This is a genomic window from Collinsella sp. LCP19S3_B7, assembly GCF_052121795.1.
Classification (GTDB): Bacteria; Actinomycetota; Coriobacteriia; order Coriobacteriales; family Coriobacteriaceae; genus Collinsella.
Genome location: NZ_JBQKDO010000011.1, coordinates 39,536 through 64,372, shown reverse-complemented (window position 1 = coordinate 64,372; position 24,837 = coordinate 39,536). Strand labels below are relative to the sequence as shown.

Sequence of the window (24,837 nt, the reverse complement as noted above, 5' to 3'; positions counted from 1 at the left end):
GCGTATACCGTGCCGGGACATTGCTGTCAAAATTCCCTGCGCGGGACCTGTGCAAGAAAGGATTCGCTATGTCCGTCCGCATTATTACCGATTCCGCAAGCGATATGTCGCCGGCGGAGCACCCGGCACTGGCTGTTTTGCCGCTGTCCGTTACCTTTGGCACCGATGTGTACATGGATGGCGTCGACATCGATCACCAGCGCTTTTACGAGATGCTCGTGGAGCGCGATGAGCTGCCCAAGACCGGTCAGGTCAACCCGTACGCGTTTTCGCAGGCGATTGCCGAGGTTCGTGAGGCCGGCGATGAGGCCGTGATTATTACCGTGGGCGCTAAGCTTTCCGGCACCAATCAGAGTGCCCGTACCGCACTTGCCGAGGCACCGGGCGGCGATGTGTTCGTGGTAGACAGCAACAACGTCACCCTGGGCGAGCGCGTGCTGGTCGAGTATGCCCTGCGCTTGGTGGACGAGGGCCGTAGCGCGGCCCAGATCGCGGCGGCGGTCGAGGCCGTGCGCGACCGCGTGGTGGTTATCGGCCTGCTCGAGACGCTGGAGTACCTGGTGCGCGGCGGTCGCCTGTCTGCTGCGGCCGGCGCCGTGGGCACGCTGCTCAACGTAAAGCCCGTGGTGGCTGCCGAGGACGGTCTGATCGTGCAGCTGGGCAAGGCGCGCGGTTCCAAGAACGGTCGCAACCTGCTGAACCAAAAGGTCGAAAAGGCGGGCGGCGTCGACTTTTCCATGCCGCTGGCGCTCGGCTATACGGGCCTTTCGGATGCGGTGCTCAGGAAGTATATCGAGGATAGTGCGACGCTGTGGGCTGGCCACACCGAGGGCGAGCTGCCCGTTCACACCATCGGCGCCACCATCGGCACCCATGTAGGCCCCGGTGCCGTAGCCGTAGCCTTCTTCCAGCCTGCCAACTAACCGACCTGCCAAAAAGGGACAGGTTTATTTTGGCAGGTTTTATCTGGGCAAACGCTACCTGCCATGCCATGTGATCCCTCGGCGATGACGGGGTTGCGGACCATCGGCCGCACGGAGGCCGCAAATGATCCGCAACCCTGCCGTCCCCGAGGGATCATTTGATTTATGCTGTTGCGGGCGGAAAGGAGCATCGATGGCGTCTGAGGGCTTTTTTGAACGGGTGTACGAGGTGGTCGAGCAGATCCCTGAGGGGATGGTCGCCACGTATGGTCAGGTGGCGCTGCTTGCCGGTCGTCCACGAAGTGCGCGGTACGTGGGGTATGCCCTGCATAGCAATCCGCGCCCTGGTCAGATTCCCTGCCATCGTGTGGTGTTTGCCGATGGCAGCATTTGCGAGGGCTTTGCGTTTGGCGGCCCCGATGCTCAGCGCGAACTCCTGCTGGGGGAGGGCGTGACGTTTGTCGACCCCATGCACGTCGACTTGGCTGCCTGTCGTTGGCCAGCAGGGCTCTAGCGGCTCTGCCGTGGCCAAAACCACCACAAAGCTGGCTGTCCTCTTTGTGGCGGAACGCTGGCTCCATTGATGTTTCCCCAGATAAAACCTGCCAAAATAAACCTGTCCCTAATTGGTAGGTTTACCTTTGTTAACTTATGCAGAAGGTGTGGCGGCGCGGTTTGATACTATAAAGTAAACATTGGTGAACTATATTGTATGCAGCAACGGAGCAGGCCATAGGCGATGAAAAAGCCTGCCCTGTTGAGTTTGATTCGCATTCCTCCCCTCTGTGCGATTCAACGGTGTACTTCGGGAACGGGCCCGCCGGCTGCCATGGTCGGCGGGCGCTTTCCTGTAAGCATGGGGCAAACCCATCAGGTCTGTTATCCCATAATGAGGTACTGACGTTTGGTTTTAGGGGGGGCACTAACTTTGATTGTTAGTCCCGCTTACAGCAACCGATCTTGGTAAATCCCTGCGGCGCTTCTTCGCCTGCGGGGATTCTTGGGCTGTCGCTTCCCAGATATGCTTCTACATGCCGCGCGAACGCTTGCCACGACCACTCGTCTTTATCGGCCTCAAGCCGATCGGGAGAAATCGCGTTGAACAGGCACGTTGGAATCTCGTGCTCGTGCAGATTCTTAGCGATACACGGTGTGCAGCCCTTCTCGTGGTTGACAGGGTTAAATGGGCATTTCCGGTCGTTGCAGGTACAAAACGCAACTGAGCTCATGGGACTCCTTCCGGTCGGTCGGGTCTGCCGTAAAAGCTGCCGCATGTTAAACAATAGGGTGTCATTGCTTAACAGGATATAGCCTCAAGGTGCTTGCGACTTAGGGGTTCTGCCAAGCGGCTGAATATCTCGGCGACCGACCTCTGAAGAAAACAAAACCGCCGCAACGAGGATTGTGCCAATCGCGGCGGTTTAGTTTGAGTGTTGTTTATTGCTCTCGACTAGTACACCATGCCCATGGCGTCCTGAACCTCGGCCAGGGTCTGCTCGGCAATCTCGTTGGCGCGACGGTTGCCCTCGTGCAGAACATCCTTCACATAGTCCAGGTCGTTCTCGTAGCGCTGGCGACGCTCGCGGATCGGTGCGAAGTACCCGTTGACGGCCTCGGTCACGTACTTCTTGAGTTGGCCGGAGCCGCCCATGCCAATCTCTTCGGCAATCTCGACCTCGGAACGGCCGGTGCAGATGGCGGCGGTCGAAAGCAGGCCGGACACGCCGGGGCGGTTCTCGGGATCGAACGTAATCATGCGCTCGGAGTCGGTCTGGCTCTTCTTGATGCGCTTGGCCGTCTCCTCGGCGGTCATCGAGATATTGATGGCGTTGCCGTAGCTCTTGCTCATCTTGCGGCCGTCCAGGCCGGGCAGCAGTGGGGTCTCGGACAGCAGCGCGTCGACCTCGGGGAACACCTTGCCGTAGCGGTTGTTAAAGCGGCGGGCGATGGTACGGGTGAGCTCGATGTGCGGCAACTGGTCGCGACCGACGGGCACAACGTTACCCTTGCAGAACAGGATGTCGCAGGCCTGGTGTACCGGATAGGTGAGCAGAAGGCCGGTGAGCTCGTGGCCCGAGGCCTCCATCTCGGCCTTGACGGTGGGGTTGCGCGCCAGCTCGGCCTCGGAGACCAGCGACAGGAACGGCAGCATGAGCTGGTTGGCGGCGGGCACGGCGGAGTGCGCGTAGATCATGGTCTTGTCGGGGTCGATACCGCAGGCAAGGTAGTCCATGACCATGTTATACACGTTGTCCTGGATGTGCTCGGTGGTGTCGCGGTCGGTGATGACCTGGTAGTCGGCAATGAGCACGTTGGTCTTGGCGCCCATATTCTGCAACTCCACGCGGCCCTTGAGGGTGCCAAAGTAGTGGCCTAGGTGCAGACGGCCGGTGGGGCGGTCGCCGGTAAGCATGGTGAACTTCTCGGGCGTCTTGGCCAGGCCCTCGCGAATGGCGTTGCTCTTTTGCAACGCGACTTCGTAGCTGTTCTCGTTTGGCATGATTGCTCCTAACGTATGTTCATGGGTCAAGATGATAACGCGTTTATTGAGAGGGGCGGGCGAAAGCGAGCAAGGGGGTGGTAAGGCGAGGCATGCGTGGCGGTCGAGGCGCGGTCACGAGCGGCCGACAGCAAACAGAGCGACCATCTGCAGCAAACCTCAATGCCTGTGGTGGCGCTCTTCCTTACGCTCCTCGGCCGCTTGCTCCTCCTGCTTAAAGGCGGGGTCGTCGGGGGTTATCAGCTCGTCTTCGTGCGTGCGCTTGTTGTAATGGTGGCGTAGCACGGGCTCAAACAGGTGCAGGTGCTTGGCGAAGGCTGCCGAGCCAATGCCAAGCACGGTAAAGATGAGCACGCGCATGGGGACTTCGACCTGGTTGATGGCGGCCGCACCGGCCGAAAGCAGGACACACCAGGCATAGATAAGCAGCACAGCCTGCTTTTGGTTATAGCCCTCTTGAATGAGGCGGTGGTGGATGTGGCCTTTGTCGGCCTGCCCAATGCTAATGTGGGCGCGCTTGCGGCGCACGATGGCGCTAAACGTGTCGATGATGGGCACACCGGCAACGATGAGCGGAATGATAAGCGAGGTGAGCGCGGCGGTGCGGCTCACATTAAGCAGCGAAATGGAGCCCAGCGCAAAGCCCAGCAGCAGCGACCCCGAGTCGCCCAGAAAGATGCTCGCGGGGTTGAAGTTGTAGCGCAAGAAGGCCAGGCAGGCGCCAAACAACGCGATGGAGAGCGCGGCGGCATCGATGCGGCCCGAGAGAACGGCCATCGAGAACATCGTGAACGATGCGATGCCGCAGATGCCTGTGGCCAGGCCGTCAAGGCCGTCGATGAGGTTGATAATGTTGGTGAACGCCACCAGGTAGACCACGGTGATGGGATAGGCGAGCCAGCCGAGCATAATCTCGCCGGGGGCAAGCGGGTTGAGGATGACGCCGATTTTTAGGCCACCCACGCAGGCGATGAGCGCGGCGAGGACCTGGCCGGCGAGCTTTTGCTTGGGCCTAAGCTGGAAGACGTCGTCGATCGCGCCGGTCGCAAAAATGACGGTAAAAGAAAGCGCCAGCATGGGGTAGCTAATATGCAGGCGCGGATGCGGGACCAAGACGGGCGGCCAGCCCAGATGCCAGGTGCCCATAATCTGAACGATGCAGGCGACGACCAGGCCCAAAAAGACCGCCGTACCTCCCAAGCGCGGGATGGGCTTGGTGTTGATACGGCGTTTTGAAGGATAGTCAACGGCGTCGAGCTTGATTGCCAGACGTTTAACCAGGGGCACCGTGAGGAAGGTCGTGATATATGCCGCGGCTGCCACGCAAAGGAACGGTATGTAGCTTGTGGATGAAGCCATGTATCAAAAACCGCCAAGCGTCGAAGGAAAAGGTCAAAGGATGCCATGCCGCAAAGGGTATAGCTGACCCATGATACTCGACCAAAGGGGGTGCGGGGAATCGCGCCAATCGATAATCACGCGCTTACCAGATATTCGAGTGATGGTGGGGTTCTGCCTGGTGCCTTTTGAGGATCCTGGCAGGATTTGCAATGGCGATTTTCGGCAAAAGAAAACCACCCCCCACGTTACGAAAATGAACCCACCTAAAACAGGTGGGTGCCCTCATCGACCGTTCCAGCGTCCTTAACAACGAAGGATACCTGTACTACGTACGACTGTGTGGGCTCCCTAAATAAACGCGACGGTTCACCCAGTTGCTCCGCGGGGGGCGGAATACCTACATCATAAAGCTGTACTTTATCGATTCCAGTCTTGACATTACAAAAATCGTGTCGGACGATTACGGCGCCTTGGGCTCGAGCCGTCTGCGCGGTTGGTCCTTTTGCGTTTGAGCTGCTGAATCGTTGTTTTGGAGCATGTTTTTATGCCGACGTCGTTGACCGAACTTTTTTCGCCCGCCTGCCATTTGTGTCCGCGCCGTTGCGGTGCGGCGCGCGATGAGGGTGCGCGCGGCGTATGCGGTGCTAACGACACGCTCAAGGTGGCCCGTGCGGCGCTCCATATGTGGGAGGAGCCGCCTATCTCGGGCGAGTCCGGTTCGGGCACGATCTTCTTTAGCGGCTGCTCGCTCAAATGCGTCTATTGCCAGAACCACGAGATCTCGACGGGCAATTTTGGGCTTGAGATTATGCCCCAGCGTTTGGTCGAGATTATGCTGGAGCTGCAGGACCAGGGTGCCAACAATATTAACTTGGTGACGGCGACGCACTACGCGCACCTGCTGCCGGCTGCGATTGCCGCGGCACGGGCGCGCGGGCTTGTTGTTCCAATCGTCTACAACACAAGCGGTTATGAGCGCGCGAGTGCCGTGGCGGCGCTCGGCGATCTGGTCGATGTGTGGCTAACCGACTTTAAATATGCCGATGCGGGGCTTGCGCAGTCGCTCTCCCACATTAAGGACTACCCGCGTGTGGCCGTGTCGGGTTTGGCGCAAATGGCGCGCGAGATTGAGCGCCGTGGGGGAGAGCTGGTGGACGAGGACGGGCTCATGAAGCGCGGCATGATCGTGCGTCACCTGGTGTTGCCGGGGCATGCGGACGATTCGTGTCGCGTGCTAGACCTGGTGTGGCAGACGGTGGGTGATGTGCCGATCTCGGTCATGAACCAGTACACGCCCAATGCGCTCATGCGCGAGCAGGGCGGCGACTTGGCGCGAGCCGTGACGCGCGAGGAGTACGAGCGGGTGCTCGACCATGCCGACGACCTGGGCTTTACGACGATGTTCTGGCAAGAGGGCGGCGCGGTAGACGAGAGCTTTACCCCAGCGTTCGACACCACTGGCGTCCTCACCAGCGCAAAGTAGCTCTTTTGAGCAGTCTTTTTGGGACGGGGCTATTTTAGCTGCCCCTGCCGTTAATCGTCCAAATCGTTTTCGCTATCTGCCTGGGTAGCTAAAATAGCCCCGTCCCAAAAAGACTGCTCCCGGTGGGGGTCGAGCTACCATCCGAAAAGTAGTCAAAAAAGCCCCGTCCCAAAAAGACTGGGTATTGGGCGTTGACAGTTGGCGAGCCGTAGGTAAAATATCAACTTGTCCTGGGGACGTAGCTCAGTTGGGAGAGCGCTGCCGTCGCATGGCAGAGGCCGAGGGTTCGACTCCCTTCGTCTCCACCCTTGGATTTGATAAGCCGTCGACATTGTGTCGGCGGCTTTTTTTGAAAGAAAGGGCTGCACTATGGCCGAGCTTGATTCCCAACCATTGTCCGACGAGGAGCGCGCCGAGTTGGAAGAGCTCCGCGCTGAGAAGGCCCGCCGCGAGGCCCAGGAAGAGGCCCGGCGCGAGCGTGAGGAGCTGGCCGCCCTGCGTGCCGAGCATGCGAAGGCCGAGGAGGCCGCTGCCAAGGCCGCATCCGAGCCTGCGCCCGCCGAGCCCAAGCCTCAGCCTAAAAAAGCCGCTCGTCCCAAGCCCGTCGATTCCAAGCCGAGCCGTGACGAGATGACGTTTGCCCAGCGCATGGTCACTTCCAAGGAGCCCACGGCCGAGGGCGAGATCCCCGGTATGGCTCCGGCTCAAAAGATCATCATCGCGCTCGCCTTGGTCGCGTTTGTCGTCTTTATGGGCTACACGATCATGACCAGCATGGGCCTGCTCTAACCGATTTGCATCGGGCGTCATGTCCGCATGCTCTGCTCTCGTCCAACCCTCAACCTCTGCACAACGCATCCGAAAGGTCGCCCCATGGCTTTGACCGACATCTCGCATCCCACCGACATCGCAATGCTCACCGATCTGTACGAGCTCACTATGGCCCAGGGCCTGTGGGAGAGCGGCAAGGCCAATGAGCAGGGCTGTTTTACGGCGTTTTACCGTGACCATCCGTTTGGCAGCGCCTATGCCGTCATGTGCGGCACCGCCGAGCTGCCCGAGCTGGTCGAGAACCTGCGCTTTACGCCCGAGGACATCGACTACCTCGCATCGCTCCAGGCCCCGGCCGGCGGCGCGATGTTCAAGCCCGAATTCCTCGACTACCTGCGCGATTTTCGTGCGCATGTAAACATCGACGCCGTCCCCGAGGGCGAGCTCGTCTTTCCGCGCGAGCCCATGGTGCGCGTCACCGGCCCCGCGCTTGAGTGCCAGCTGCTCGAGACGGCGCTGCTCAACATCGTCGGCTTCCAGACGCTTGTCGCCACCAAGACGGCGCGCGTGGTGTTGGCGGCGGACGGCCGTCCCGTGGCCGAGTTTGGCCTGCGCCGCGCCCAGGGTCCCGATGGCGGTCTGGCCGTCGCGCGCGCGAGCTACGTTGCCGGCTGCTCCTCTACGTCCAATGTGCTCGCCGGTCGCCGCTACGGTATTCCCGTCTTTGGCACGCATGCCCACAGCTGGGTGATGAGCTTCGATTCCGAGCTCGAGGCTTTCCGTGCCTTTGCCAAGTCGAGCCCCAAGAACTGCACGCTGCTCATTGACACTTACGATGTGCGCGAGGGCTGCGAGCATGCCATTACGGTTGCCAAGGAGATGGAGGCGGTGGGCGAGCGTCTGTCGGCCATTCGCATCGATTCCGGCGACCTCGCCAAGCTGTCCAAGTATGTCCGCGGCCGTTTTGATGCCGAGGGCCTGCCCTATGTGGGGATCTCGGTTTCCAACGATCTGGATGAATACACGATTCAGTCGCTGCTTGACCAGGGTGCGCCCATCGATAGCTTTGGCGTGGGCACCAAGCTCGCGACCTGCTACGACCAACCGGCGCTGGGCGGCGTGTACAAGCTTTCCGCCCGCCGTGCGAGCGAGGCGGACCCGTGGACGCCGGTGGTCAAGCTCTCCGAGCAGCCCTACAAGCGCACGATTCCGGGCGTGCAGCGCGTGCGCCGCTATTACGACGGCTTTGGCGGCCCGGTCTGCGACATGATCTATGACGAGGACCATCTGGCGGGGGAGGGCGCCGCGCGCGGCAATACCCTCGTGGCCGTGAACGATGCCGCCCTGGTGACCGACGTGTCCGAGCTTGAGTATCGCGAGCTGCTGGCGCCGATCGTGCGCGATGGCAGTGCTGTTGCCCCGCGCGAGAGCATCGAGGCCGCACGCGAGCGTTGCGCTTGGGCGCTGGACCATCTGGATCCGGTCTACAAGCGCTTCCTGTACCCGCAGACCTATGTGGTGGGCATGGAGCAGGGCCTGGCGCAGGTGCGTGACGAGCTCGTGCGCAAGAACATGGCCGCGGCTTCTGCCTTCCCCTGGGCTCGCTAATTTTCTTGGGTGTAGGGCGGAATTACGTTCCCTCGGCCGTCAGCTCGCCCGAACCCTCAACAGTTGATTGGTTTGACGTATGACGACTTCTTATAAAACGATGGTGGTAAAGATCGGTTCGTCCACGGTGGTGGGCGCCGATGGCAAGGTCAACCGCGCCTTTATCGGCGGGCTCGCCGATCAGGCTGCTGCCCTGCGCAAGCTCGGCTGGCGTCTGGTCGTGGTGAGTTCGGGCGCCATTGCCTGTGGCTATCCCGTGCTGGGCTTTGACCGCAAACCGGTCGGTGACCTGCCGAGCCTGCAGGCCTGCGCCTCGGCCGGTCAGTGCATCATCTCGTCGGCCTACGACGAGGAGTTCCATGCGCGCGACCTGCTTACCTCGCTCGTGCTGCTCACGCGTCACGACACGGCCCGTCGCACGTCCTATCTGCACGCGCGCGACGCGCTGCTGCGCCTGGTGGAACTGGGCGTGGTGCCGGTCGTCAACGAGAACGACACCGTTACCGTCGACGAAATCAAGTTTGGCGACAACGACACGCTGGCGGCGCTTGTGGGCTGCCTGGTTTCTGCCGACCTGTGCGTGACGCTCTCGGACATCGATGGCCTCTATACCGCCAATCCGCACGAGGACCCCACGGCCGAGTTCGTTCCGGTCGTGCATAAGATCGATGCCAAGATTATCGCCTCGGCGGGCGATTCTTCCACATCGGTTGGCACAGGCGGCATGATTACCAAGATCCGCGCGAGCCGCATCCTGATGACGGCGGGCATTCAGAGCGTGATTTGCTCGGGCGAGGAGCCCGATGCGCTCGTGCGCCTTGCCCGCGGCGAGAGCGTGGGTACGCTGTTCGATCCGCCGGCGGAGCGCCTGGACATTGCGCCTCGCAAGCTGTGGATTGCACTGGGCGACAAGGCGCATGGCTCGGTGACGGTCGATGACGGCGCCGCGAAGGCGCTGGTCAGCCGCGGTTCTTCCCTGCTTGCGGTGGGTATTCGCAAGGTCGATGGCACGTTTGCCGAGGGCGATGTGCTCGACGTGTGCGACCTGAGCGGCATGGTCGTCGCCCGCGGTATCGCCGAGGCCGATTCGGACGTGCTGGAGCTTGCAGCCGGACGCCGCCAGGACCAGATTGCCGGCAACCGCTTGCTGGCAGACCTGGCCGAGAAGCCCGCGATCCACCGAGACAACTTGATCGTCTTTGCATAAAGAAAGACAGCGCTGCGGATCGTTTCCCGCAGCGCTGTCTTTCTCGTGCCGGCACTTGGGGACGTTTCTTATGTGCCGGCAGGTGGGGACACTCCTTTGCTAGAAGATTCGACGCAGGTCTCCGCGGTTGAGGGCCTCGTCGAAGAGGTGCTTGAACACTATGCTGCCGTGCAGGCCGTCGTGCTCGAACTCGTTCGTCACCCAGGCATGTGAGTTGCCCACGCGGCTGAGCGTGTCGAGCTGCAGGCCCGAATCCACGTACATGTCGTCGAAATATACCGCGGCTTGGAGCGGCACCTCGTTGCAGGCCAGGCGCTGCGGGTCGTAGATCTTGTCCCAGCTGGTGTCTTCCATCAGCAGGTCCATGGCGGGCTTGAAGGGCTTGAGCTCGGGCATCTGCTCAAACATCCACGGGAACATGGCCTCGCCGGTAAACATGAGTGGGCGCGCGAGGGTGTCGAACTCGGCACGATGAGCCTTTTCCTCGGCGGCTGCCCAGCCAATGGGCATCGTGTCGCCATCGGCGTAGATGAACTCCTGTAGCGTCCAGTACAGCGGATTCGTGCGCGTGTTGGTGCGCTCGAAGGCGCGCATCAAAAAGCTGTCGGATACCGAGGAGCCGCAGCTCAACGTGCCGTCGCCATGAACAAACGCGTGGTCGATAATCCAGTGCATACGCTCAAAGCTCGGCTTCATGCCAAAGTCGCTGCCCATGAGCTGCAGGCGCTCGACCGTCATCGGCGAGCCGTCGGGCAGTACGGGCTTTTGCTCCTCGAGGGCATCTGCCAGGGCCGCCACGCGCTCGACGTCGGCGGGGTAGCGGTCGTAATACTGCTGAGTCTTGGCCGCCATACGCGGGAAGGTGTGCGCGTAGACCTCGCTGGCACTCGCCGGCACGTGCGGAATGCCGCCGCAGGTAAAGCTCGCCGCCACGCCCTCGGGGAAGAGCGACAGATAGCTCAACGTCAAAAAGCCGCCGTAGCTCTGGCCGAGTGTGACCCAGGGCTTGCCGCCAAAGCCCACCAGGCGCAGGTACTCAAAGTCGCGCACGATGGAGCTGGCGAGGTGGCGCTTGAGGAAGTCCGCCTGCGAGCGGGCCGCATCGGAGCCTGCCGCCTCGGCGCGCTCGCCCAGTGCGGCAATCGTGCGCCCGTCTACACAGCTGCTGCGCCCGGTACCGCGCTGGTCGGGCAGGACGACGCGGAAGTGCTTGACGGCCTCCTCAATCCAGCCGTCGCTTGTGGGCGACAGCGGACGCGGGCTCTCGCCGCCAGGGCCGCCCTGCAAAAAGAGGAGGAGTGGCAGGTCGTCGTTGATACGGTCGGGAGCGCAAACCACGCGGTAGAAAAGCTTGATGCTCTCGGGTGCGCCGGCGATGGGCGCCGGCATGGCGCCGCGGCGCATGGTGCTGCCGAAGGCCAAAAGCATCGGCTCCAGGCCGCGCCAATCCAAGGGGACGTCGATGCTGTGGTCCTCGACATAGAGGCCGGGGACGTGGTACGAAGTGATGAGGGCCATGCGGTACTTCCGTTCGTTGCGGTGTTTCGGGTTGACCAATTCTACCGCCATGCGCGAGGGCATGCACAAATCGGCTACCATGGTTGGCAAACTACTAAGAGAAAGGGCCGTCCATGTCGGTCGATATAGCCACGTATGTCCACGATCTTGCCGTTGCCGCCAAGGCAGCGTCGGCCTCGCTTGCCACGGCGAGCGACGAGCAACGCCAGGAGGCCGTGCGCGCCATGGCCGCGGCGCTGCGCGATGGCGTCGATTCCATCGTCGCCGCCAACGAGCTCGATATGTCCGCTGCGCGCGATGCGGGGACCTCGGCGGGGCTCCTCGACCGTCTGCTGCTGACGCCCGAGCGCGTCGAGGGCATGGCCGCCGGCCTGGAGAAGCTCGCTGAGCTGCCCGATCCTGTCGGCCGCGTGCTCGACCACCGTGTACTTGCAAGTGGTGTGGACCTCACCCGCGTGAGCGTGCCGCTGGGCCTGGTCGCCATGGTCTATGAGGCGCGTCCCAACGTGACGGCCGATGCCGCGGGCATCTGCATCCGCACCGGCAACGCCTGCATTCTGCGCGGCGGTTCGCTGGCCTATCACTCGTGCGCCATGATTGCCGAACTGCTGGCCGATGCGCTCGAGGCCAAGGGTTTCCCGCGCGAGGCTATCTCGATGATCGAGTCCACCGATCGCGAGGCCACCGGCGAGCTCATGAAGCTTCGCGGCATCGTCGACGTGCTTATTCCGCGTGGCGGTGCGGGCCTGATCCAGCGCTGCGTGCGCGAGTCGCTTGTGCCGGTGATCGAGACGGGCACGGGAAACTGCCACATCTACGTGCATGAGTCGGCAGACTTTGATAAAGCGCTCAACATTATCGTTAATGCTAAGACCCAGCGCGTGGGTGTGTGCAACGCCGCCGAGTCGCTGCTTGTGGACCGCGCCGTGGCAGATTCGTTTTTGCCGGCGGTCGTGGCCGTGCTGCACGACCACGGCGTGCTGATTCACGGCGACGGGGCCGCGTGTGCCGCATGCGCCGCCGCCGGTCTTGCCGAGGGCGACGACTACGTGGCCGCGACCGAGGAGGACTGGGGCCGCGAGTACCTGGCGCTCGAGATGAGCGTAAAGGTCGTGGCGAACGAGGACGAGGCCATCGCGCACATCAACCGCTATGGCACTATGCATTCCGAGGCCATCATCGCCGAGGACGCGGACGCCTGCGAGCGCTTTTTGGATGAGATCGATGCCTCGGCCGTGTATGCCAACGCCAGCACGCGCTTTACCGACGGCGGCGAGTTTGGCCTGGGCGCCGAGATCGGCATTTCGACCCAAAAGCTCCACGCCCGCGGCCCCTTTGCCGCCGAGGCCCTCACCACCTACAAATACAAGCTCCGCGGCACCGGCCAGGTCCGCCCCTAAACCTACCAAAAAGGGACAGGTTTATTTTGGCAGGTTTTATCTGCGGTTTTGCCGGGCGACGCGTTCGCCCGGCTTTTTTCTCCGCATGCCTTTTCTGCCTTTCGGCTTGAGCCGCGGCGATATACGATAGTGACACCGTGTCCTAGCACCGACTCACCTGGAGGTATTACCATGTCCCAGACGCTTTCCGCCGGAATCACCCGCGACCGTGCGTTCGAATTGCTCAACGAGCACAACAAGGATCCGTTCCACATCACCCATGGTGAGACGGTCGAGGGCACCATGCGCTACTTTGCGCGCGAGTTCGACCCCGAGAACGAGGAGTTTTGGGGCATCGTCGGACTGCTGCACGACCTGGATTGGGAGGAGCATGAGGACGACCCCGTGAACCACACCATCTATGCGGCCGAGATTCTGGAGGGCGAGGGTGCATCGCCCGAGCTCATCCGCGCCATCCAGACGCATACCTCGGACTTCAACACCTCGCTGCCCAAGCCCGAGCTGCAGATGGAAAAGATCCTGTTTGCCTGCGACGAACTTACCGGCCTGATTGGGGCTGCCGTGATCATGCGTCCGAGCAAGAGCGTCATGGACTTTACGACCAAGTCGCTCAAGAAGAAGTTCAAGGACAAGCGCTTTGCCGCCGGCTGCTCGCGCGACGTGATTACGCAGGGCGCCGAGATGCTGGGCTGGGAGCTCCCCGAGCTTTTCGACCGCACCATCGCGGCCATGCAGTCCTTCGCGCCCGACCGCGACACCTTCCAGGCCTAACCTGCCAAAAAGGGACAGGTTTATTTTGGTAGGTTTTATCTGGGAAGACGCTTCCGTTGGACGTTATTCAGCGGAAGCGTTTTCTGTTTAACATGGTGGCGCTTGCGAATGGCGGCGCCTCGCGGCAGGCAGCTGCGCTTCGCCGTATCCGTAACTCGGTAAACGCGATGCTAGGACGCGTTCTTGATAATCCATGTTCCGAGTCCGGTCAACAGCTGAACCTGCTTAACGGTTAGCCCTTGTTTTCGAAGCGCGAGAATCGCCTCATTGCGAAGTGGCTTGGAGACGGATTTGAGTTCCGTCGGAGCACATCCTGCGACACTCTGCACGATTGCCGTGCCAAATGAATATGGTTTCCCATAAGGCACCAAGCGATAAGCTCGATATTGTGTTTGGGGAGGATTGCATCGAGGATCTGAAGTATGGCGATTCGGTGCTCGGCATCGTCAAACAGCAATTGCCCTCCGTTTCCACGCAACGTGACGTGGAAATAACCGGTTGGTGACTTTGAACGAGGTTTTCTCGGCATGGCCCCTCCTTTAGCTTGGATGGGCTGAAGATACCTCATTCGGAGGCTTCGGTTGTCGAGATTCAGTTTACCGACTATAGCTGCTACCTGCCGAAATGTTATTGCGTTTTCAAATTGATGCTTTTTAATGGTAATTGAGCAAGACGGGCGCGCTTGCTGTGGATGCGGGCGTTGGTTGCGTCGATCTGGACGGCCCTCGCGTGATGTCATCACAAATGGGCTTCACGCATTTTCGCGGCGATAGAAAAATGGCCGGGGCTTACAAACAAAACGGAGCACCCGACCATTTACCAATTGTTTGCTGACGTTTCCCCAGATAAAACCTGCCAAAATAAACCTGTCCCTTTTTGGCAGGTTAGTTGAGGGCGGCTTGGGCTAGGCGGGCTTCGGCGTCTTCCTCGGTGACGCCCAAGGCCACGGCAATCTCCTCGATGGAGCGGCGCTTGGCTTCCTTGAGTACGCGCATGTAGTAGGAGCTGGGCTTTTTATCTGCTTCCTCGGCCTGGCGAATACGGTGCATCATTGTTTTTGCCACGCGGACCGTCTCGGGCGCACCCAGCTTGAGCTGCTGCTTAAAGTGCGTCTCCTCGAGCGAGCTGTTGCGCTCGGTAAAGGTGTCGCACTCCAGCTCGTCGTAATGGCTCAGTAGGTGCTCGGCATCTTGCTGGGAGATGGCGGCATGTAGACGGTCGGCCTGCGCCACGGGGTACATGAGGATCGTCTGCGCATGTCCCTGCTTGGTCTCGAGCAACAGCATGGGCTGCGGTGTGTCTTCCCTAAAACCGACGACGGTGCAGACTCCCTGACCCGGATGAATGACGTGTTGACCGATTGAGAACATGCTACCTCCAACTTATACGAATTAACGTATGTCTAGAATACCACGCTGACGTGCGCAAACCCTTACTTTATGCAGGAAAAGCACACAAATCCGATAGGTAAGAGTATTCGATACTCTGTCTGGCTCATGCACATGTTTATGCATTTTCGGCGGGTGCACAATCAGCAGGCAGACCGCCATCTTTGAATGGCCTTGCGACAACTGTAGTCAATTTTGTGCATATGCAATATCGATTGACTTTACCCTGCGACAGTAGTTACCGCTTGTGATAGAGTGCTGCAAACTCTGGCTTTTGCCCTACGAGTGACCAAGAGCTCGGGGGCTTTAACACAAGGAGGATCTATGCCCGAGAAGATTGAAGAGCTGGTACGCGCTGCGCTTGCTGCGGCCCAGGAGGCCGGCGACCTTTCCGCATTTGAACTTGACGATTGCGCTATCGAGCGACCGGCTGACACTTCTCATGGCGAGTGGACCTCCACCATGGCCCTGAAGTCCGCCAAGCTGGCTCACTGCGCCCCGCGCAAGATCGCCGAGGCCGTCGTTGCCCATATGCCCGAAGATCCCGCGATCGAGAAGGTCGAGATCGCCGGCCCTGGCTTCATCAACTTCTACCTCTCCGTCGCCGTCAAGAACGCTATCTTCGGTGAGGCCCGCGAGAAGGGCATGGACTTCGCTAAGTCCAACGTCGGCGGCGGCCTGAAGACCCAGGTCGAGTTTGTCTCCGCCAACCCCGTCGGCCCCATGCATATTGGCCATGGCCGTTGGGCCGCTCTGGGCGACTCCCTCTGCCGTGTTATGGACCATGCCGGTTACGATATCCAGCGTGAGTTCTATATCAACGATCACGGCTCTCAGATGAACACCTTCGGCAACTCCATCAGCACGCGCTATATGCAGCTTGCCGACATCATCGCCAAGCAGGGCGTGGATATCGACGAGGCTCACAAGCTGCTGATTGCCGACCGCGATGCCTTTGTTGCCGACGAGAACGACGAGCATCCCGAGACCCATCCGTATCAGGACAACTTTGCCGAGACTCTGGGCAAGGACTCCTACGGCGGCGACTACATCATCGACGAGGCCGCCGAGTTCTGGCGCACCGACGGTGATAAGTGGGTCGACGCCGATCCGCAGGAGCGTATGGAGAGCTTCCGCGAGCGCGGCTACGTAAAGATGGTCGACAACATGCGCGACCTTTGCCACGCCGTCAACTGCGACTTCGATCGTTGGTTCTCCGAGCGCTCGCTGTACGTGAAGGACACCGAGGGCGAGACCGCCGGCACCTCCGCTGTCGACCGCGCTTTCGAGAAGCTCGACAAGATGGGCTACCTCTACACCAAGGACGGCGCTCTGTGGTTCCGCTCCACCGACCTGGGCGACGACAAGGACCGCGTTCTGATCAAGTCCGACGGCGAGTACACCTACTTCGCCTCCGACGTCGCCTATCACTGGGATAAGTTCCAGCGCGTCGACCACGTCATCGACATCTGGGGCGCCGACCACCATGGCTACATCGACCGCGTCCGCTGTGTCTGCGACGCTCTTGGCTATCCCGGCAAGTTCGAGGTTCTGCTGGGCCAGCTCGTCAACCTGCTGCGCAACGGCAAGCCCGTCCGTATGTCCAAGCGCAAGGGCACCATGGTGACCCTGCAGGAGCTCGTCGACGAGGTCGGTTCCGACGCCGCCCGTTACACGCTCATCTCCAAGAGCTCCAACCAGATGGTCGACTTCGACATCGAGGCCGTTAAGAAGCGCGATAACTCCAACCCGGTCTACTACGTGCAGTACGCTCACGCTCGTGTGTGCTCCATTCTGCGCCGTGCCGCTGACGTTACGCCCGAGCAGGCTGACGAGATGGGCATGAAGGCCGTCGCCGCCAAGGCCATCGGCGAGAACGTCGATTACTCGCTGCTGACCGACCCCACCGAGCTTGCCCTTTCGCGTAAGCTCAACGAGCTCACCGACCTCATCGTCAGCTGCGCTCGCGACCGCGCCCCGTTCCGTCTGACGCACTTTGCCGAGGAGCTCGCCGGCGACTTCCACAGCTTCTACGCTGCCTGCCAGGTGCTTCCGAGCGAGGGCCGTCCCGTCGACCCCGAGCTTTCGCGCGCCCGTCTGGCCGCTTGCGACGCCGTCCGCGTGACGCTCGCCCTGGTGCTCACTCTGGTTGGCGTTTCTGCACCCGAGCAGATGTAATCTACGGGTCGTTTGACCGTGTAGGTTTGGCTTTGCTGAGCCCTATAAGCCCGATCTCCCATGCGGAGGTCGGGCTTTTTGCGTTTGGCGGGGCTTTTTGGCGTGTTGGAAAATGCTACAAAAACGCAACTATACCGGTTTACGGGGCTGAATCGCTGCCTGGCGACCATAGCAACAGCAGCGAAAATAAAATCGCAGGTAGACGGCTTGCCGAATATTAAAAATGCAGGGTATGGTTGGCTTACGCCGTTCTTGCACCGTAATCCGCGATCGTTTTGAAAACGACCCCTTGGGGACGGAGGAAAACGGATCATTTTTGTCCGGTGGGAGAGAGGTGCGAAACCGTCCGCCACGAATCGGGCTTATCTACTACGTTTAGTCGCATACCCCGAACCATGCCGAAAAGTACGATATTAAAACCGCAGGTAGCGGGCTTGCGATTTTAGGAAGATCGAGGGGATGGTCAGGGGTCGCGGGTCAAACGTAGTAGATAGGCGCGTTTCGTGGCGCGGCTATTCCGGATGCCACGGCTTCACTCCTCTGGTGCGACAGAGGAAGCGCTTTTGAGGGAGAGTGTCCCTTTTGACCAGTTGTATAAGAACGTCTAATGACTAAGTTGCAGGTGGTGGCGGTTGTGTTACACTAACGCTGCGTATTTGACGCAATCATCTCGATACAGATCAATGATGCCCGTTGTGTTTTGAACGGAGCTAGACTGTTTAGCCGCCCTGAAGGTTTATGCAGGGAGCATGTGATCACAGGGCTTTAAAAGAAAGTTGAGCAAACACTGTGTCTGATCAACAGCAAGAAAATGAAATAAGCACGGCACAAACCACTCCCACTGCACCGGTTGCGTTGGACCAGATCGCGAAACCCGCACCGTCGCAGGCGTCGGTCCCCGAGACACACCAGAACGCTGCCTCGGCTTTGAGTGAGAAGCCTGTTCCCGTCGCACCTGCTACCGGGGAGGAGGCTACGCCCGTGAAGCCCAAGCGCACGCGTCGTGTGGCCAAGCCCGCTGCGGATGGCGATGAGGCTGCAAAGCCCAAACGCCGCACCACGCGCACGACGCGTGCCAAGCGTCCGGTTTCCGCCGAGGTTTCGGCGCCGCTTTCAGATGAGGTTGCGCAGGCCCGCGCGCTTGCGCAGATCAGCGAAGCCCAGGTTGTTCGTGCTCGCCGTCGTGCCGCCGAGCGCGATGCCGCGGCTCTGACCGAACTCGCGGCTCCGTCCGCCCCCGAGGCGCCTTCGGCTCCGGCTCCCGAGCAGGTAGCAGAAAAGCCGGCTCCGCGCACGCGCCGTCGCACGGCGGCCAAGGTCCAGCAGGCTTCGTCCGATGCCGCCGAGACCCCGGTTCGCTCTGCGGCGGTGGAGGACGCTTCCTCTGCTGAGTCTGTCGTGCCTGCCGAGGCCGGCGGTGCATTTGTCGTCGATCCTGCTTTGCGCCCGCATCGCCGCGGCCGCAAGCCCAAGGCATTTGTCGAGGCGGAGAAGGCGGCCGCTGCCGCGGCTTCTGTCCAAGATGCCCCGGCGTTCGTCGAGCCTACAGCGGCTGCCGTGGTTTCGGCCGTGGGTGCTGATGTTCCTGAGGTCGCTGTTTCTGCCGCTGCCGAGTCTGCCGACGTTCGTCCCGGGCGCAGCCGTCACACCGCAGCCAAACGCCCAGCTAGGGCAGAGGCGAAGTCCGGCGCCGAATCTGCGGCAGCTGAGTCTACCGAGGCGAGTGTCGACACGACTCCCGAGACGGAGGGCGCCGATCGGTCGGCAGGCGAGAAGCCCAAGCGCACGCGCAAGAAGTCTTCCAAGACCAAGTCTGCCGAACAGCAGGGGGATGCTGAGCAACAGCCCGAGTCCGATGCTAAGTCGGACGGCGAGACCCCGGTGACCGCCGATGCGCCCACGACGCCTGCCGTCGAGAGCGCTGAGGCCGAAGAGGGTTCCCGCCCCAACCGCCGTCAGCACAAGCGCAACGATGAGCGCAGCGAGCGCAAGGATGATCGTAACAACGACCGCCGCAGCCGTCAGCGCGACCGCAAACAGCGCAACAAGGAGCGCAACGCAGCTCCGACCGAGCCAACGCTTTCGCGCGAGGAGCTCGCGGCCATGAAGGTCGCCGAGCTGCGCGAGAAGGCCAAGGAGTTCGAGATTGAGACGACCGGCAAGAAGAAGGCTGAGCTCGTCGAAGAGATCTACACGACCGCCGCGAAGGCCGAGGGCTTCCGCGATATTAAGGGCATCCTGCAGATTCGCCCAGACAGCTCCGGCATCATCCATGCCCACGGCTACATGAAGTCCAATGACGACGCCTTCGTGCCCGCCTACCTCATCCGCTCCGCGCGTCTGCGCACGGGCGACGTGATCGAGGGTTCGCTTCGTCCCTCGCGCGGCGGCGACAAGCGTGCCGGTCTCGCCAAAATTACGACCGTCAACGGTCTTGATCCTGAGCAGGCCCGTAACCGCCCCAAGTTCGGCGATCTCACGCCGGTCTACCCCAATGAGCCGCTGCGCATGGAGCATGGCAAGGATTCCATTACCGGTCGCGCCATCGATATCGTGTCGCCGATCGGCAAGGGCCAGCGTGGCCTGATCGTGTCACCGCCCAAGGCCGGTAAGACCACGATTCTCAAGAAGATCTGCCAGTCTATCTCGATCAACAACCCCGAGGTGCACCTCATCTGCCTGCTCGTCGACGAGCGCCCCGAAGAGGTCACCGATATGCAGCGCTCCATTGAGGGCGAGGTCGTGGCCTCCACCTTCGATATGCCCGCCGACAACCATACCCGCGTGGCCGAGCTCGTCATCGAGCGCGCCAAGCGCATCGTGGAGCTGGGCGGCGACGTCGTGGTGGTTCTCGACTCCATCACGCGTCTTGCCCGTGCGTACAACCTGGCGGCGCCCGCCTCGGGCCGCATCCTTTCGGGCGGCGTCGATTCGGCGGCCCTGTATCCGCCTAAACGCTTCCTGGGTGCTGCTCGCAATATCGAAAACGGCGGCTCACTCACCATCCTTGCTTCCGCCCTTATCGATACCGGCTCCAAGATGGACGAGGTCATCTTTGAGGAGTTCAAGGGCACCGGCAACATGGAGCTCAAGCTCGACCGTGACCTGGCCGACCGCCGCATCTTCCCGGCCATCGACCCCGTTGCCTCGGGCACGCGCAACGAGGACCTGCTGGTCGACGAGCAAATGCGTCCGTTTGTCTTTGGCCTGCGCCGCATCCTCGCCGGCATGAACAATACCGAGCGCGCGGCCGCGTCGTTTATCAAGGGCCTCAAGGGCACCAATACCAACCAGGAGTTCCTGGTGCGTTCGGCCAAAAAGCACAGCGATTACGAGCAGATGTTCTAGTCCGTCCGCTGCACGCGACGGCAACCATAGACATGCCAGAAGGGCCGGGGTTTAGATCCTGGCCCTTTTCGTATAGCCGCTCGCCAACGATTATTGACCTCACGACCGGCAAGCAGCGATTTTCCCGTTTCAATTCCGCTTCGTCGCTTGCAATCCCCAAGGGGGTTTCGCATAATAGCAGTTAAGCTTCGCGACGGAAAACGCAGATGAAACGAACCTTATACCGTTGCTTTGGGGCATAGCCCCGCTTCATCTTCTCTCGCGCAGCCAACTGAATGATGCGATTTGGGTGCTGGAAGATGGGGAGAGCTCATGGCTTCTTCTGATGCAACACAACGAGCAGTCCTTGCCGGACTTTCCTGCGGGATCGGCCTTGCCGCACCCGTGGTCGTGTATGCCGCTACACTGCCGTTTTCGTCAATCAACGAGACGGTCGTCGCGGGTGCTGTTCCCTTTGCCGTGGGCGCAGTGGCCGGCGTGGGTATCTATGCCGCCTCGCTGGGTATCTCTGAGTATCATGCGGAGCACGATGGCCGCCTGTTTGAGCCCGATGCCGTGGGCGGCGCCGCTCAGTTTAGTCGGACCTACAACGAGTTCAAGACCGCCTCTATTCCCGCTCAGCACGAGGAAGCCGCTCCCCGGGCTGCTGCTCCTGTCACTTTGGACGAGCAGGGACAATCCTCTTCGCTTCTCTCCGGTCTGACCGGCGCGTTTCAGCGCCGTCACGCCGATGATGGCGTTCCGACCATCGCCCGTGCCGCCAATGCCATGGACGAGGCCGATGCCTGGGCTATGATCGATAGCATGCTCGACGACGATTCGCCGGTTAGCTGCGATCCCGCTCGCTCGCGCGATGTCTACCAGGTCGCAATTGACGAGCTCACAAACGGTGAAAAGACTGGCTCCTATAACCGCGATGACATCGCTGCTGCCGCACGTGCCGTCTCGGGCTCTCATGCCGCCCCTGCGGGCAGCACTGCAGCTTTCGTGGCGCTTGTGGCCAACGCTGCCAACAATGCCGCCTATAACGGTGCTTCGTCGGCTGCGTACGCCTCTGCCGCGACGGCCGCTTCGACCGGCCAGCAGGGCGCAGCTCAGCCGGCTCCTGTCGCCGACCCCTTTGCCGATGAGCCCCTGGTTGTCGACGAGGAGACCATCGCCGCTCGTCGTGCTGCCGAAAGCTCGCTTTGGGGCGCTTCGGCCCAAATGCAGGCCGCGGAGGCGGTGCCGTACAACGCCAAGCTCGCCAGCATGCCCATCATTTCCGATGCCAAGGGTGTGGATCTCACCGATTTGGACGAGCCCGCCGCCATCACTGCCTCTATCGATGCCCAGAATCGCGTGGATACCGACAGTCTCCCCGATGCCTCCCTCGAGGAAGATATCCCCATGGCCGATTATTCGGGCCACGAGAACATGTGGGCCGCCGCTATGGCGATCATGGCCGAGGTCGCCGAGCCCGCTCCCGCGCCGATACCCACGCCTGCGGCCTCACCTGTCTCGGTTGCTCCCGTCTATGTCGGCCGCCACAGCTCCGTGTTTCCCGAGGATACCGCGCGTATCTCGCGCGAGGGTATCGAGCGCGCCGAGGCTATCGCCGCCGGCGTTATGGAAAACCGTCGCCACGAGCGCGTCAATCAGATCCTCGAGGAAGAGATCGAGCGCCTGCAGTCCTCTACCGCCAAGCGTACGGGCCGTGCCTATTTGAGTGTTATCGAGGGCGGTACCGCCAGTTTTACGCCGCTTCGTGCCGAGGCCTAGTTCTGCATGATTAAGATCGATCGTAAGTGGGCGGTTGCAGCCTGCGCCATGGTGTTGCTGATCTGGGGCAATTCACTGGTTCCCGGCACGGGGTCCGGCTCACTGAGCTTGGCGATCATGGAGGACGTCCGCGGGTTTTTGCATAGCTTGAGCCTGCCGTATGAATGGGTAACCAACTTTGTCGTCCGCAAGTGCGCACACTTTACCGAGTATATGGTGCTCGGTGTTTTGGTGACACATGCCTTTGATATCGAGGGTCGACGCACTTTTGACAGACTGCTTCCCACGGTGGTTTTACTGCTGCTGGTCCCCTCAATCGACGAGACGATTCAGTTATTTGTGCCGGGGCGCGCCGGTATGATTACCGACGTGATGATTGACTGCTGCGGAGCGGCTACCGGCGTCGTGCTCCGATATCTCCTCCGATCGCTTGTATGCACCAAAAAGGCCGCCTAGGACGTTTTGCTTGGTCCTAGACGGCCTTGTGCGTTTGGGGGCCCTGCAGGACGCGATAGCGTTGTCTGCGCGTTATACGAGCCCGGTAATACCGTGTGTCGTTGGTGCACCCTTTACCGGAGCGCCTGTGCGCCAAGGGCCAGACAGCCCATGCCGTGCACGAGCTGGCCGCCCGAGAGCACGCCGGCGCCCACACCGGTGCCGATGGTCAGATACACCACGTCGGTAAGGCCCTGCGCGCAACCAAAGCTGACCTCGCCCAGGCAGGCGACGTTGACGTCGGTATCGTAGCCACAGGGAATATTGAGCTCGTTTTGGATGGTGCCCAGCAGGTCAAAGTAGCGCCATGCCGTCTTGGGCGTCTCCAAGATCTTGCCGTATTGGGGCGAGGCAGGGTTGACTGCGGTGGGGCCAAAGGCGCCGATGCCCAGCGCGGCGATGCCCTTGTTTGCAAACCATGCGTTGACGGCCTCAACGGTCTCCTGCGGGGCCGTAGTTGCGATCTGCTCACGCTCCAGAACCGTACCGTCTGCATAGCCCGTGGCACAGACCATCTTGGTGCCGCCGGCCTCGAGCGCTCCGATAAGCTGCTGCTCTGCCATAGTATTCCTCCCCCTGGGACGAGTTGTTCCGTGGCTAAAGTATAGCGCTTTAAACAAATTAAGAAAGCGCTATAAAAAGAAGCCCCACAACGCGCGTGCGGTGCGGGACTTCTTTGGGTGCTTCAGTTGCCGGGCCGTCCTTACCCGCGCGGTTTGATTTTATCGCGTAGCGACTTGAGGTTCTCCAGCGCCGCGTTAATCGTCTCGTCTCGCTTGGCAAAGTGGAGGCGAATCAGATGGTTGACGGGCTCACGGAAGAAGCTCGAGCCGGGCACGGCGCCCACGCCCACCTTAGACGCGAGGTCCTCGCAGAAGTCGAGGTCGCTGTCATAGCCAAACTCAGAGATGTCCATCATGACGTAGTAGGCGCCCTGCGGCACGTTATGCTCAAGACCAATGCTATCGAGCCCCTGGCAGAACAGATCGCGCTTGGCTGTGTAGAGATCGAGGACCTCCTGGTAATAGCTGTCGTCGAAGTTGAGGGCGGTAACGACGGCTTCCTGCAAGGGAGCGGCGGCACCTACAGTGAGGAAGTCGTGGACCTTCTTGATGCGCTCGGTAATCTGGGCCGGGGCGATGGTGTAGCCCAGACGCCAGCCGGTGATGGAGTACGTCTTGGACAGCGAACTGCAGCTGATGGTGCGCTCGAACATGCCGGGCAGCGTGGCCATATAGACGTGCTCGTGGGGCGCGTAGACGATGTGCTCGTACACCTCGTCGGTGATGCAGTAGGCGTCGTACTTTTTGCAGAGATCGGCGATAAAGGTGAGCTCTTCGCGCGTAAAGACCTTGCCGCAGGGATTGGAAGGGTTGCACAGGACGATGGCCTTGGGGTCGTTGTCGCGGAAGGCCGCCTCGAGTGTCTCGCGGTCAAAGTCGAATGTGGGCGGGTTGAGCGGCACGTAGATGGGCTCGGCACCCGAAAGGATTGTGTCGGCGCCGTAGTTCTCGTAGAACGGCGAGAAGATGACGACCTTGTCGCCGGGGTTGGTGACCGTCATCATGGCAGCCATCATGGCCTCGGTGGAGCCGCAAGTGACCACGATGTTCTGGTTGGGGTCGATCGGCATGCCCATAAAGTGCTCCTGTTTGGCGGCAAGCGCCTCGCGCATGGCCTGGGAGCCCCAGGTGATGGAGTACTGGTGGTAGAGCGGTTTGGGATCGGTGGCGATGGTGCTCAGGCTCTTGAGCAGCTGCGCTGGGGGATCAAAGTCGGGGAAGCCCTGCGAGAGGTTGACGGCGCCGTACATATCGGAGATGCGCGTCATGCGGCGGATGACCGAATCGGTAAACGTTGCCGTGCGATTGGAGAGTTCTTTCATGCTTGTCCTTTCGAACATCGGGGTGGGGCAAGTTTACTCCTGTGGAACCGGTGGGATTTGCTCGAAATGGATCCGAAAAACTCTTTTCAAAATTCTTGAAAATTGGGGCTTGCGTCGCGTGGCGTTCCTTGCAATAATAGTCGAGCGCGAAGCGCACAGGACACGGTGGGTGTAGCTCAGTTGGCTAGAGCGACGGGTTGTGGTCCCGTAGGTCGAGGGTTCGAGTCCCTTTACCCACCCCAGTTTTTGCTTCGTGTTGA

At 61.0% G+C, this 24,837-nt stretch carries 18 protein-coding genes, 2 tRNA genes and 1 pseudogene; 14 read left to right on the top strand and 7 right to left on the bottom strand.

Annotated elements, in window-relative coordinates; translation table 11 throughout:
• Positions 1–68 precede the first annotated feature (68 nt).
• Both ACTQW0_RS06140 and ACTQW0_RS06135 read left to right on the top strand, forming a co-directional pair.
• The gene (locus ACTQW0_RS06140) at positions 69–923 is read left to right on the top strand and encodes a DegV family protein (protein ID WP_441567363.1); all 855 of its coding nucleotides are present in this window, start codon (positions 69–71) and stop codon (positions 921–923) included.
• Between the two features lie 193 nt (positions 924–1,116).
• Positions 1,117–1,437 carry an MGMT family protein gene (locus tag ACTQW0_RS06135; RefSeq protein ID WP_427747461.1) on the top strand — a complete coding sequence of 107 codons (321 nt, stop codon included), beginning with the start codon at positions 1,117–1,119 and terminating at the stop codon, positions 1,435–1,437.
• A 421-nt stretch (positions 1,438–1,858) separates the two neighbouring features.
• Here the strand turns inward: ACTQW0_RS06135 and ACTQW0_RS06130 are convergent, their stop codons facing one another.
• From ACTQW0_RS06130 to ACTQW0_RS06120, 3 genes are all read right to left on the bottom strand, one after another.
• Complete coding sequence (locus ACTQW0_RS06130; RefSeq protein ID WP_195838532.1) at positions 1,859–2,152, bottom strand: DUF6485 family protein; 294 nt, start codon at positions 2,150–2,152, stop codon at positions 1,859–1,861.
• 221 nt (positions 2,153–2,373) lie between these two features.
• Complete coding sequence (gene trpS, locus ACTQW0_RS06125; RefSeq protein ID WP_441032995.1) at positions 2,374–3,423, bottom strand: tryptophan--tRNA ligase; 1,050 nt, start codon at positions 3,421–3,423, stop codon at positions 2,374–2,376.
• Positions 3,424–3,582: 159 nt separating this feature from the next.
• On the bottom strand, positions 3,583–4,782 hold the full coding sequence (locus ACTQW0_RS06120; protein ID WP_441032998.1) for an MraY family glycosyltransferase: 1,200 nt from the start codon (positions 4,780–4,782) through the stop codon (positions 3,583–3,585).
• A 526-nt stretch (positions 4,783–5,308) separates the two neighbouring features.
• Between ACTQW0_RS06120 and ACTQW0_RS06115 the strand changes: the two genes are divergently transcribed.
• The 5 genes from ACTQW0_RS06115 to proB all read left to right on the top strand — a co-directional run bounded on the left by ACTQW0_RS06115 (position 5,309) and on the right by proB (position 9,833).
• Entirely contained in the window at positions 5,309–6,247 is a 939-nt protein-coding gene (locus ACTQW0_RS06115; RefSeq protein WP_441033001.1) for a radical SAM protein, read from the top strand.
• A gap of 232 nt (positions 6,248–6,479) precedes the next feature.
• Positions 6,480–6,552, top strand: a tRNA-Ala gene (locus ACTQW0_RS06110).
• 64 nt (positions 6,553–6,616) lie between these two features.
• Complete coding sequence (locus ACTQW0_RS06105; protein WP_441567361.1) at positions 6,617–7,036, top strand: hypothetical protein; 420 nt, start codon at positions 6,617–6,619, stop codon at positions 7,034–7,036.
• A gap of 84 nt (positions 7,037–7,120) precedes the next feature.
• The gene (locus ACTQW0_RS06100; RefSeq protein WP_427794587.1) at positions 7,121–8,626 is read left to right on the top strand and encodes a nicotinate phosphoribosyltransferase; all 1,506 of its coding nucleotides are present in this window, start codon (positions 7,121–7,123) and stop codon (positions 8,624–8,626) included.
• A gap of 79 nt (positions 8,627–8,705) precedes the next feature.
• Positions 8,706–9,833: a glutamate 5-kinase gene (proB, locus tag ACTQW0_RS06095; protein ID WP_441567359.1), complete on the top strand. Its 1,128-nt coding sequence runs from the start codon at positions 8,706–8,708 to the stop codon at positions 9,831–9,833.
• A gap of 99 nt (positions 9,834–9,932) precedes the next feature.
• On the opposite strand, the gene ACTQW0_RS06090 is transcribed toward proB, so the two are convergent.
• A complete protein-coding gene (locus ACTQW0_RS06090) occupies positions 9,933–11,351 on the bottom strand; it encodes an alpha/beta fold hydrolase (protein ID WP_441567357.1) in 1,419 nt (472 codons plus the stop codon).
• A 113-nt stretch (positions 11,352–11,464) separates the two neighbouring features.
• On the opposite strand from ACTQW0_RS06090, the gene ACTQW0_RS06085 reads away from it, so the two are divergent.
• Together ACTQW0_RS06085 and ACTQW0_RS06080 are read left to right on the top strand one after the other, a co-directional pair.
• Positions 11,465–12,751 (top strand): glutamate-5-semialdehyde dehydrogenase, encoded by a 1,287-nt coding sequence (locus ACTQW0_RS06085; RefSeq protein WP_441567355.1) that lies wholly within the window; start codon positions 11,465–11,467, stop codon positions 12,749–12,751.
• Between the two features lie 171 nt (positions 12,752–12,922).
• Positions 12,923–13,522, top strand: a complete 600-nt coding sequence (locus ACTQW0_RS06080) for an HD domain-containing protein (protein ID WP_427747469.1) — start codon at positions 12,923–12,925, stop codon at positions 13,520–13,522.
• Positions 13,523–14,406: 884 nt separating this feature from the next.
• On the opposite strand, the gene ACTQW0_RS06075 is transcribed toward ACTQW0_RS06080, so the two are convergent.
• Positions 14,407–14,892: a CarD family transcriptional regulator gene (locus ACTQW0_RS06075; RefSeq protein WP_154518254.1), complete on the bottom strand. Its 486-nt coding sequence runs from the start codon at positions 14,890–14,892 to the stop codon at positions 14,407–14,409.
• Positions 14,893–15,234: 342 nt separating this feature from the next.
• On the opposite strand from ACTQW0_RS06075, the gene argS reads away from it, so the two are divergent.
• From argS to ACTQW0_RS06055, 4 genes are all read left to right on the top strand, one after another.
• The gene (gene argS, locus ACTQW0_RS06070) at positions 15,235–17,088 is read left to right on the top strand and encodes an arginine--tRNA ligase (protein ID WP_441033016.1); all 1,854 of its coding nucleotides are present in this window, start codon (positions 15,235–15,237) and stop codon (positions 17,086–17,088) included.
• 981 nt (positions 17,089–18,069) lie between these two features.
• Positions 18,070–20,436 carry a transcription termination factor Rho gene (rho, locus tag ACTQW0_RS06065; RefSeq protein ID WP_441567353.1) on the top strand — a complete coding sequence of 789 codons (2,367 nt, stop codon included), beginning with the start codon at positions 18,070–18,072 and terminating at the stop codon, positions 20,434–20,436.
• Between the two features lie 312 nt (positions 20,437–20,748).
• On the top strand, positions 20,749–22,197 hold the full coding sequence (locus ACTQW0_RS06060; RefSeq protein WP_441567351.1) for a hypothetical protein: 1,449 nt from the start codon (positions 20,749–20,751) through the stop codon (positions 22,195–22,197).
• A 6-nt stretch (positions 22,198–22,203) separates the two neighbouring features.
• Entirely contained in the window at positions 22,204–22,653 is a 450-nt protein-coding gene (locus tag ACTQW0_RS06055) for a VanZ family protein (RefSeq protein ID WP_441567349.1), read from the top strand.
• A gap of 149 nt (positions 22,654–22,802) precedes the next feature.
• On the opposite strand, the pseudogene ACTQW0_RS06050 reads toward ACTQW0_RS06055, so the two are convergent.
• Together ACTQW0_RS06050 and ACTQW0_RS06045 are read right to left on the bottom strand one after the other, a co-directional pair.
• Positions 22,803–23,255, bottom strand: a pseudogene (locus tag ACTQW0_RS06050) (ROK family protein); the annotation flags it as partial.
• A 140-nt stretch (positions 23,256–23,395) separates the two neighbouring features.
• On the bottom strand, positions 23,396–24,577 hold the full coding sequence (locus ACTQW0_RS06045; RefSeq protein WP_427727918.1) for a pyridoxal phosphate-dependent aminotransferase: 1,182 nt from the start codon (positions 24,575–24,577) through the stop codon (positions 23,396–23,398).
• Between the two features lie 165 nt (positions 24,578–24,742).
• Between ACTQW0_RS06045 and ACTQW0_RS06040 the strand changes: the two genes are divergently transcribed.
• A tRNA-His gene (locus tag ACTQW0_RS06040) sits at positions 24,743–24,819 on the top strand.
• Positions 24,820–24,837 lie beyond the last annotated feature (18 nt).

What these genes read in the sequence shown, in the direction of transcription:
- ACTQW0_RS06140 (WP_441567363.1), top strand. Translation starts at nt 69, where the DNA reads ATGTCCGTCCGCATTATTACCGATTCCGCAAGCGATATGTCGCCGGCG.
- ACTQW0_RS06135 (WP_427747461.1), top strand. Translation starts at nt 1,117, where the DNA reads ATGGCGTCTGAGGGCTTTTTTGAACGGGTGTACGAGGTGGTCGAGCAG.
- ACTQW0_RS06130 (WP_195838532.1), bottom strand. Translation starts at nt 2,152, where the DNA reads ATGAGCTCAGTTGCGTTTTGTACCTGCAACGACCGGAAATGCCCATTT.
- trpS (WP_441032995.1), bottom strand. Translation starts at nt 3,423, where the DNA reads ATGCCAAACGAGAACAGCTACGAAGTCGCGTTGCAAAAGAGCAACGCC.
- ACTQW0_RS06120 (WP_441032998.1), bottom strand. Translation starts at nt 4,782, where the DNA reads ATGGCTTCATCCACAAGCTACATACCGTTCCTTTGCGTGGCAGCCGCG.
- ACTQW0_RS06115 (WP_441033001.1), top strand. Translation starts at nt 5,309, where the DNA reads ATGCCGACGTCGTTGACCGAACTTTTTTCGCCCGCCTGCCATTTGTGT.
- ACTQW0_RS06105 (WP_441567361.1), top strand. Translation starts at nt 6,617, where the DNA reads ATGGCCGAGCTTGATTCCCAACCATTGTCCGACGAGGAGCGCGCCGAG.
- ACTQW0_RS06100 (WP_427794587.1), top strand. Translation starts at nt 7,121, where the DNA reads ATGGCTTTGACCGACATCTCGCATCCCACCGACATCGCAATGCTCACC.
- proB (WP_441567359.1), top strand. Translation starts at nt 8,706, where the DNA reads ATGACGACTTCTTATAAAACGATGGTGGTAAAGATCGGTTCGTCCACG.
- ACTQW0_RS06090 (WP_441567357.1), bottom strand. Translation starts at nt 11,351, where the DNA reads ATGGCCCTCATCACTTCGTACCACGTCCCCGGCCTCTATGTCGAGGAC.
- ACTQW0_RS06085 (WP_441567355.1), top strand. Translation starts at nt 11,465, where the DNA reads ATGTCGGTCGATATAGCCACGTATGTCCACGATCTTGCCGTTGCCGCC.
- ACTQW0_RS06080 (WP_427747469.1), top strand. Translation starts at nt 12,923, where the DNA reads ATGTCCCAGACGCTTTCCGCCGGAATCACCCGCGACCGTGCGTTCGAA.
- ACTQW0_RS06075 (WP_154518254.1), bottom strand. Translation starts at nt 14,892, where the DNA reads ATGTTCTCAATCGGTCAACACGTCATTCATCCGGGTCAGGGAGTCTGC.
- argS (WP_441033016.1), top strand. Translation starts at nt 15,235, where the DNA reads ATGCCCGAGAAGATTGAAGAGCTGGTACGCGCTGCGCTTGCTGCGGCC.
- ACTQW0_RS06060 (WP_441567351.1), top strand. Translation starts at nt 20,749, where the DNA reads ATGGCTTCTTCTGATGCAACACAACGAGCAGTCCTTGCCGGACTTTCC.
- ACTQW0_RS06055 (WP_441567349.1), top strand. Translation starts at nt 22,204, where the DNA reads ATGATTAAGATCGATCGTAAGTGGGCGGTTGCAGCCTGCGCCATGGTG.
- ACTQW0_RS06045 (WP_427727918.1), bottom strand. Translation starts at nt 24,577, where the DNA reads ATGAAAGAACTCTCCAATCGCACGGCAACGTTTACCGATTCGGTCATC.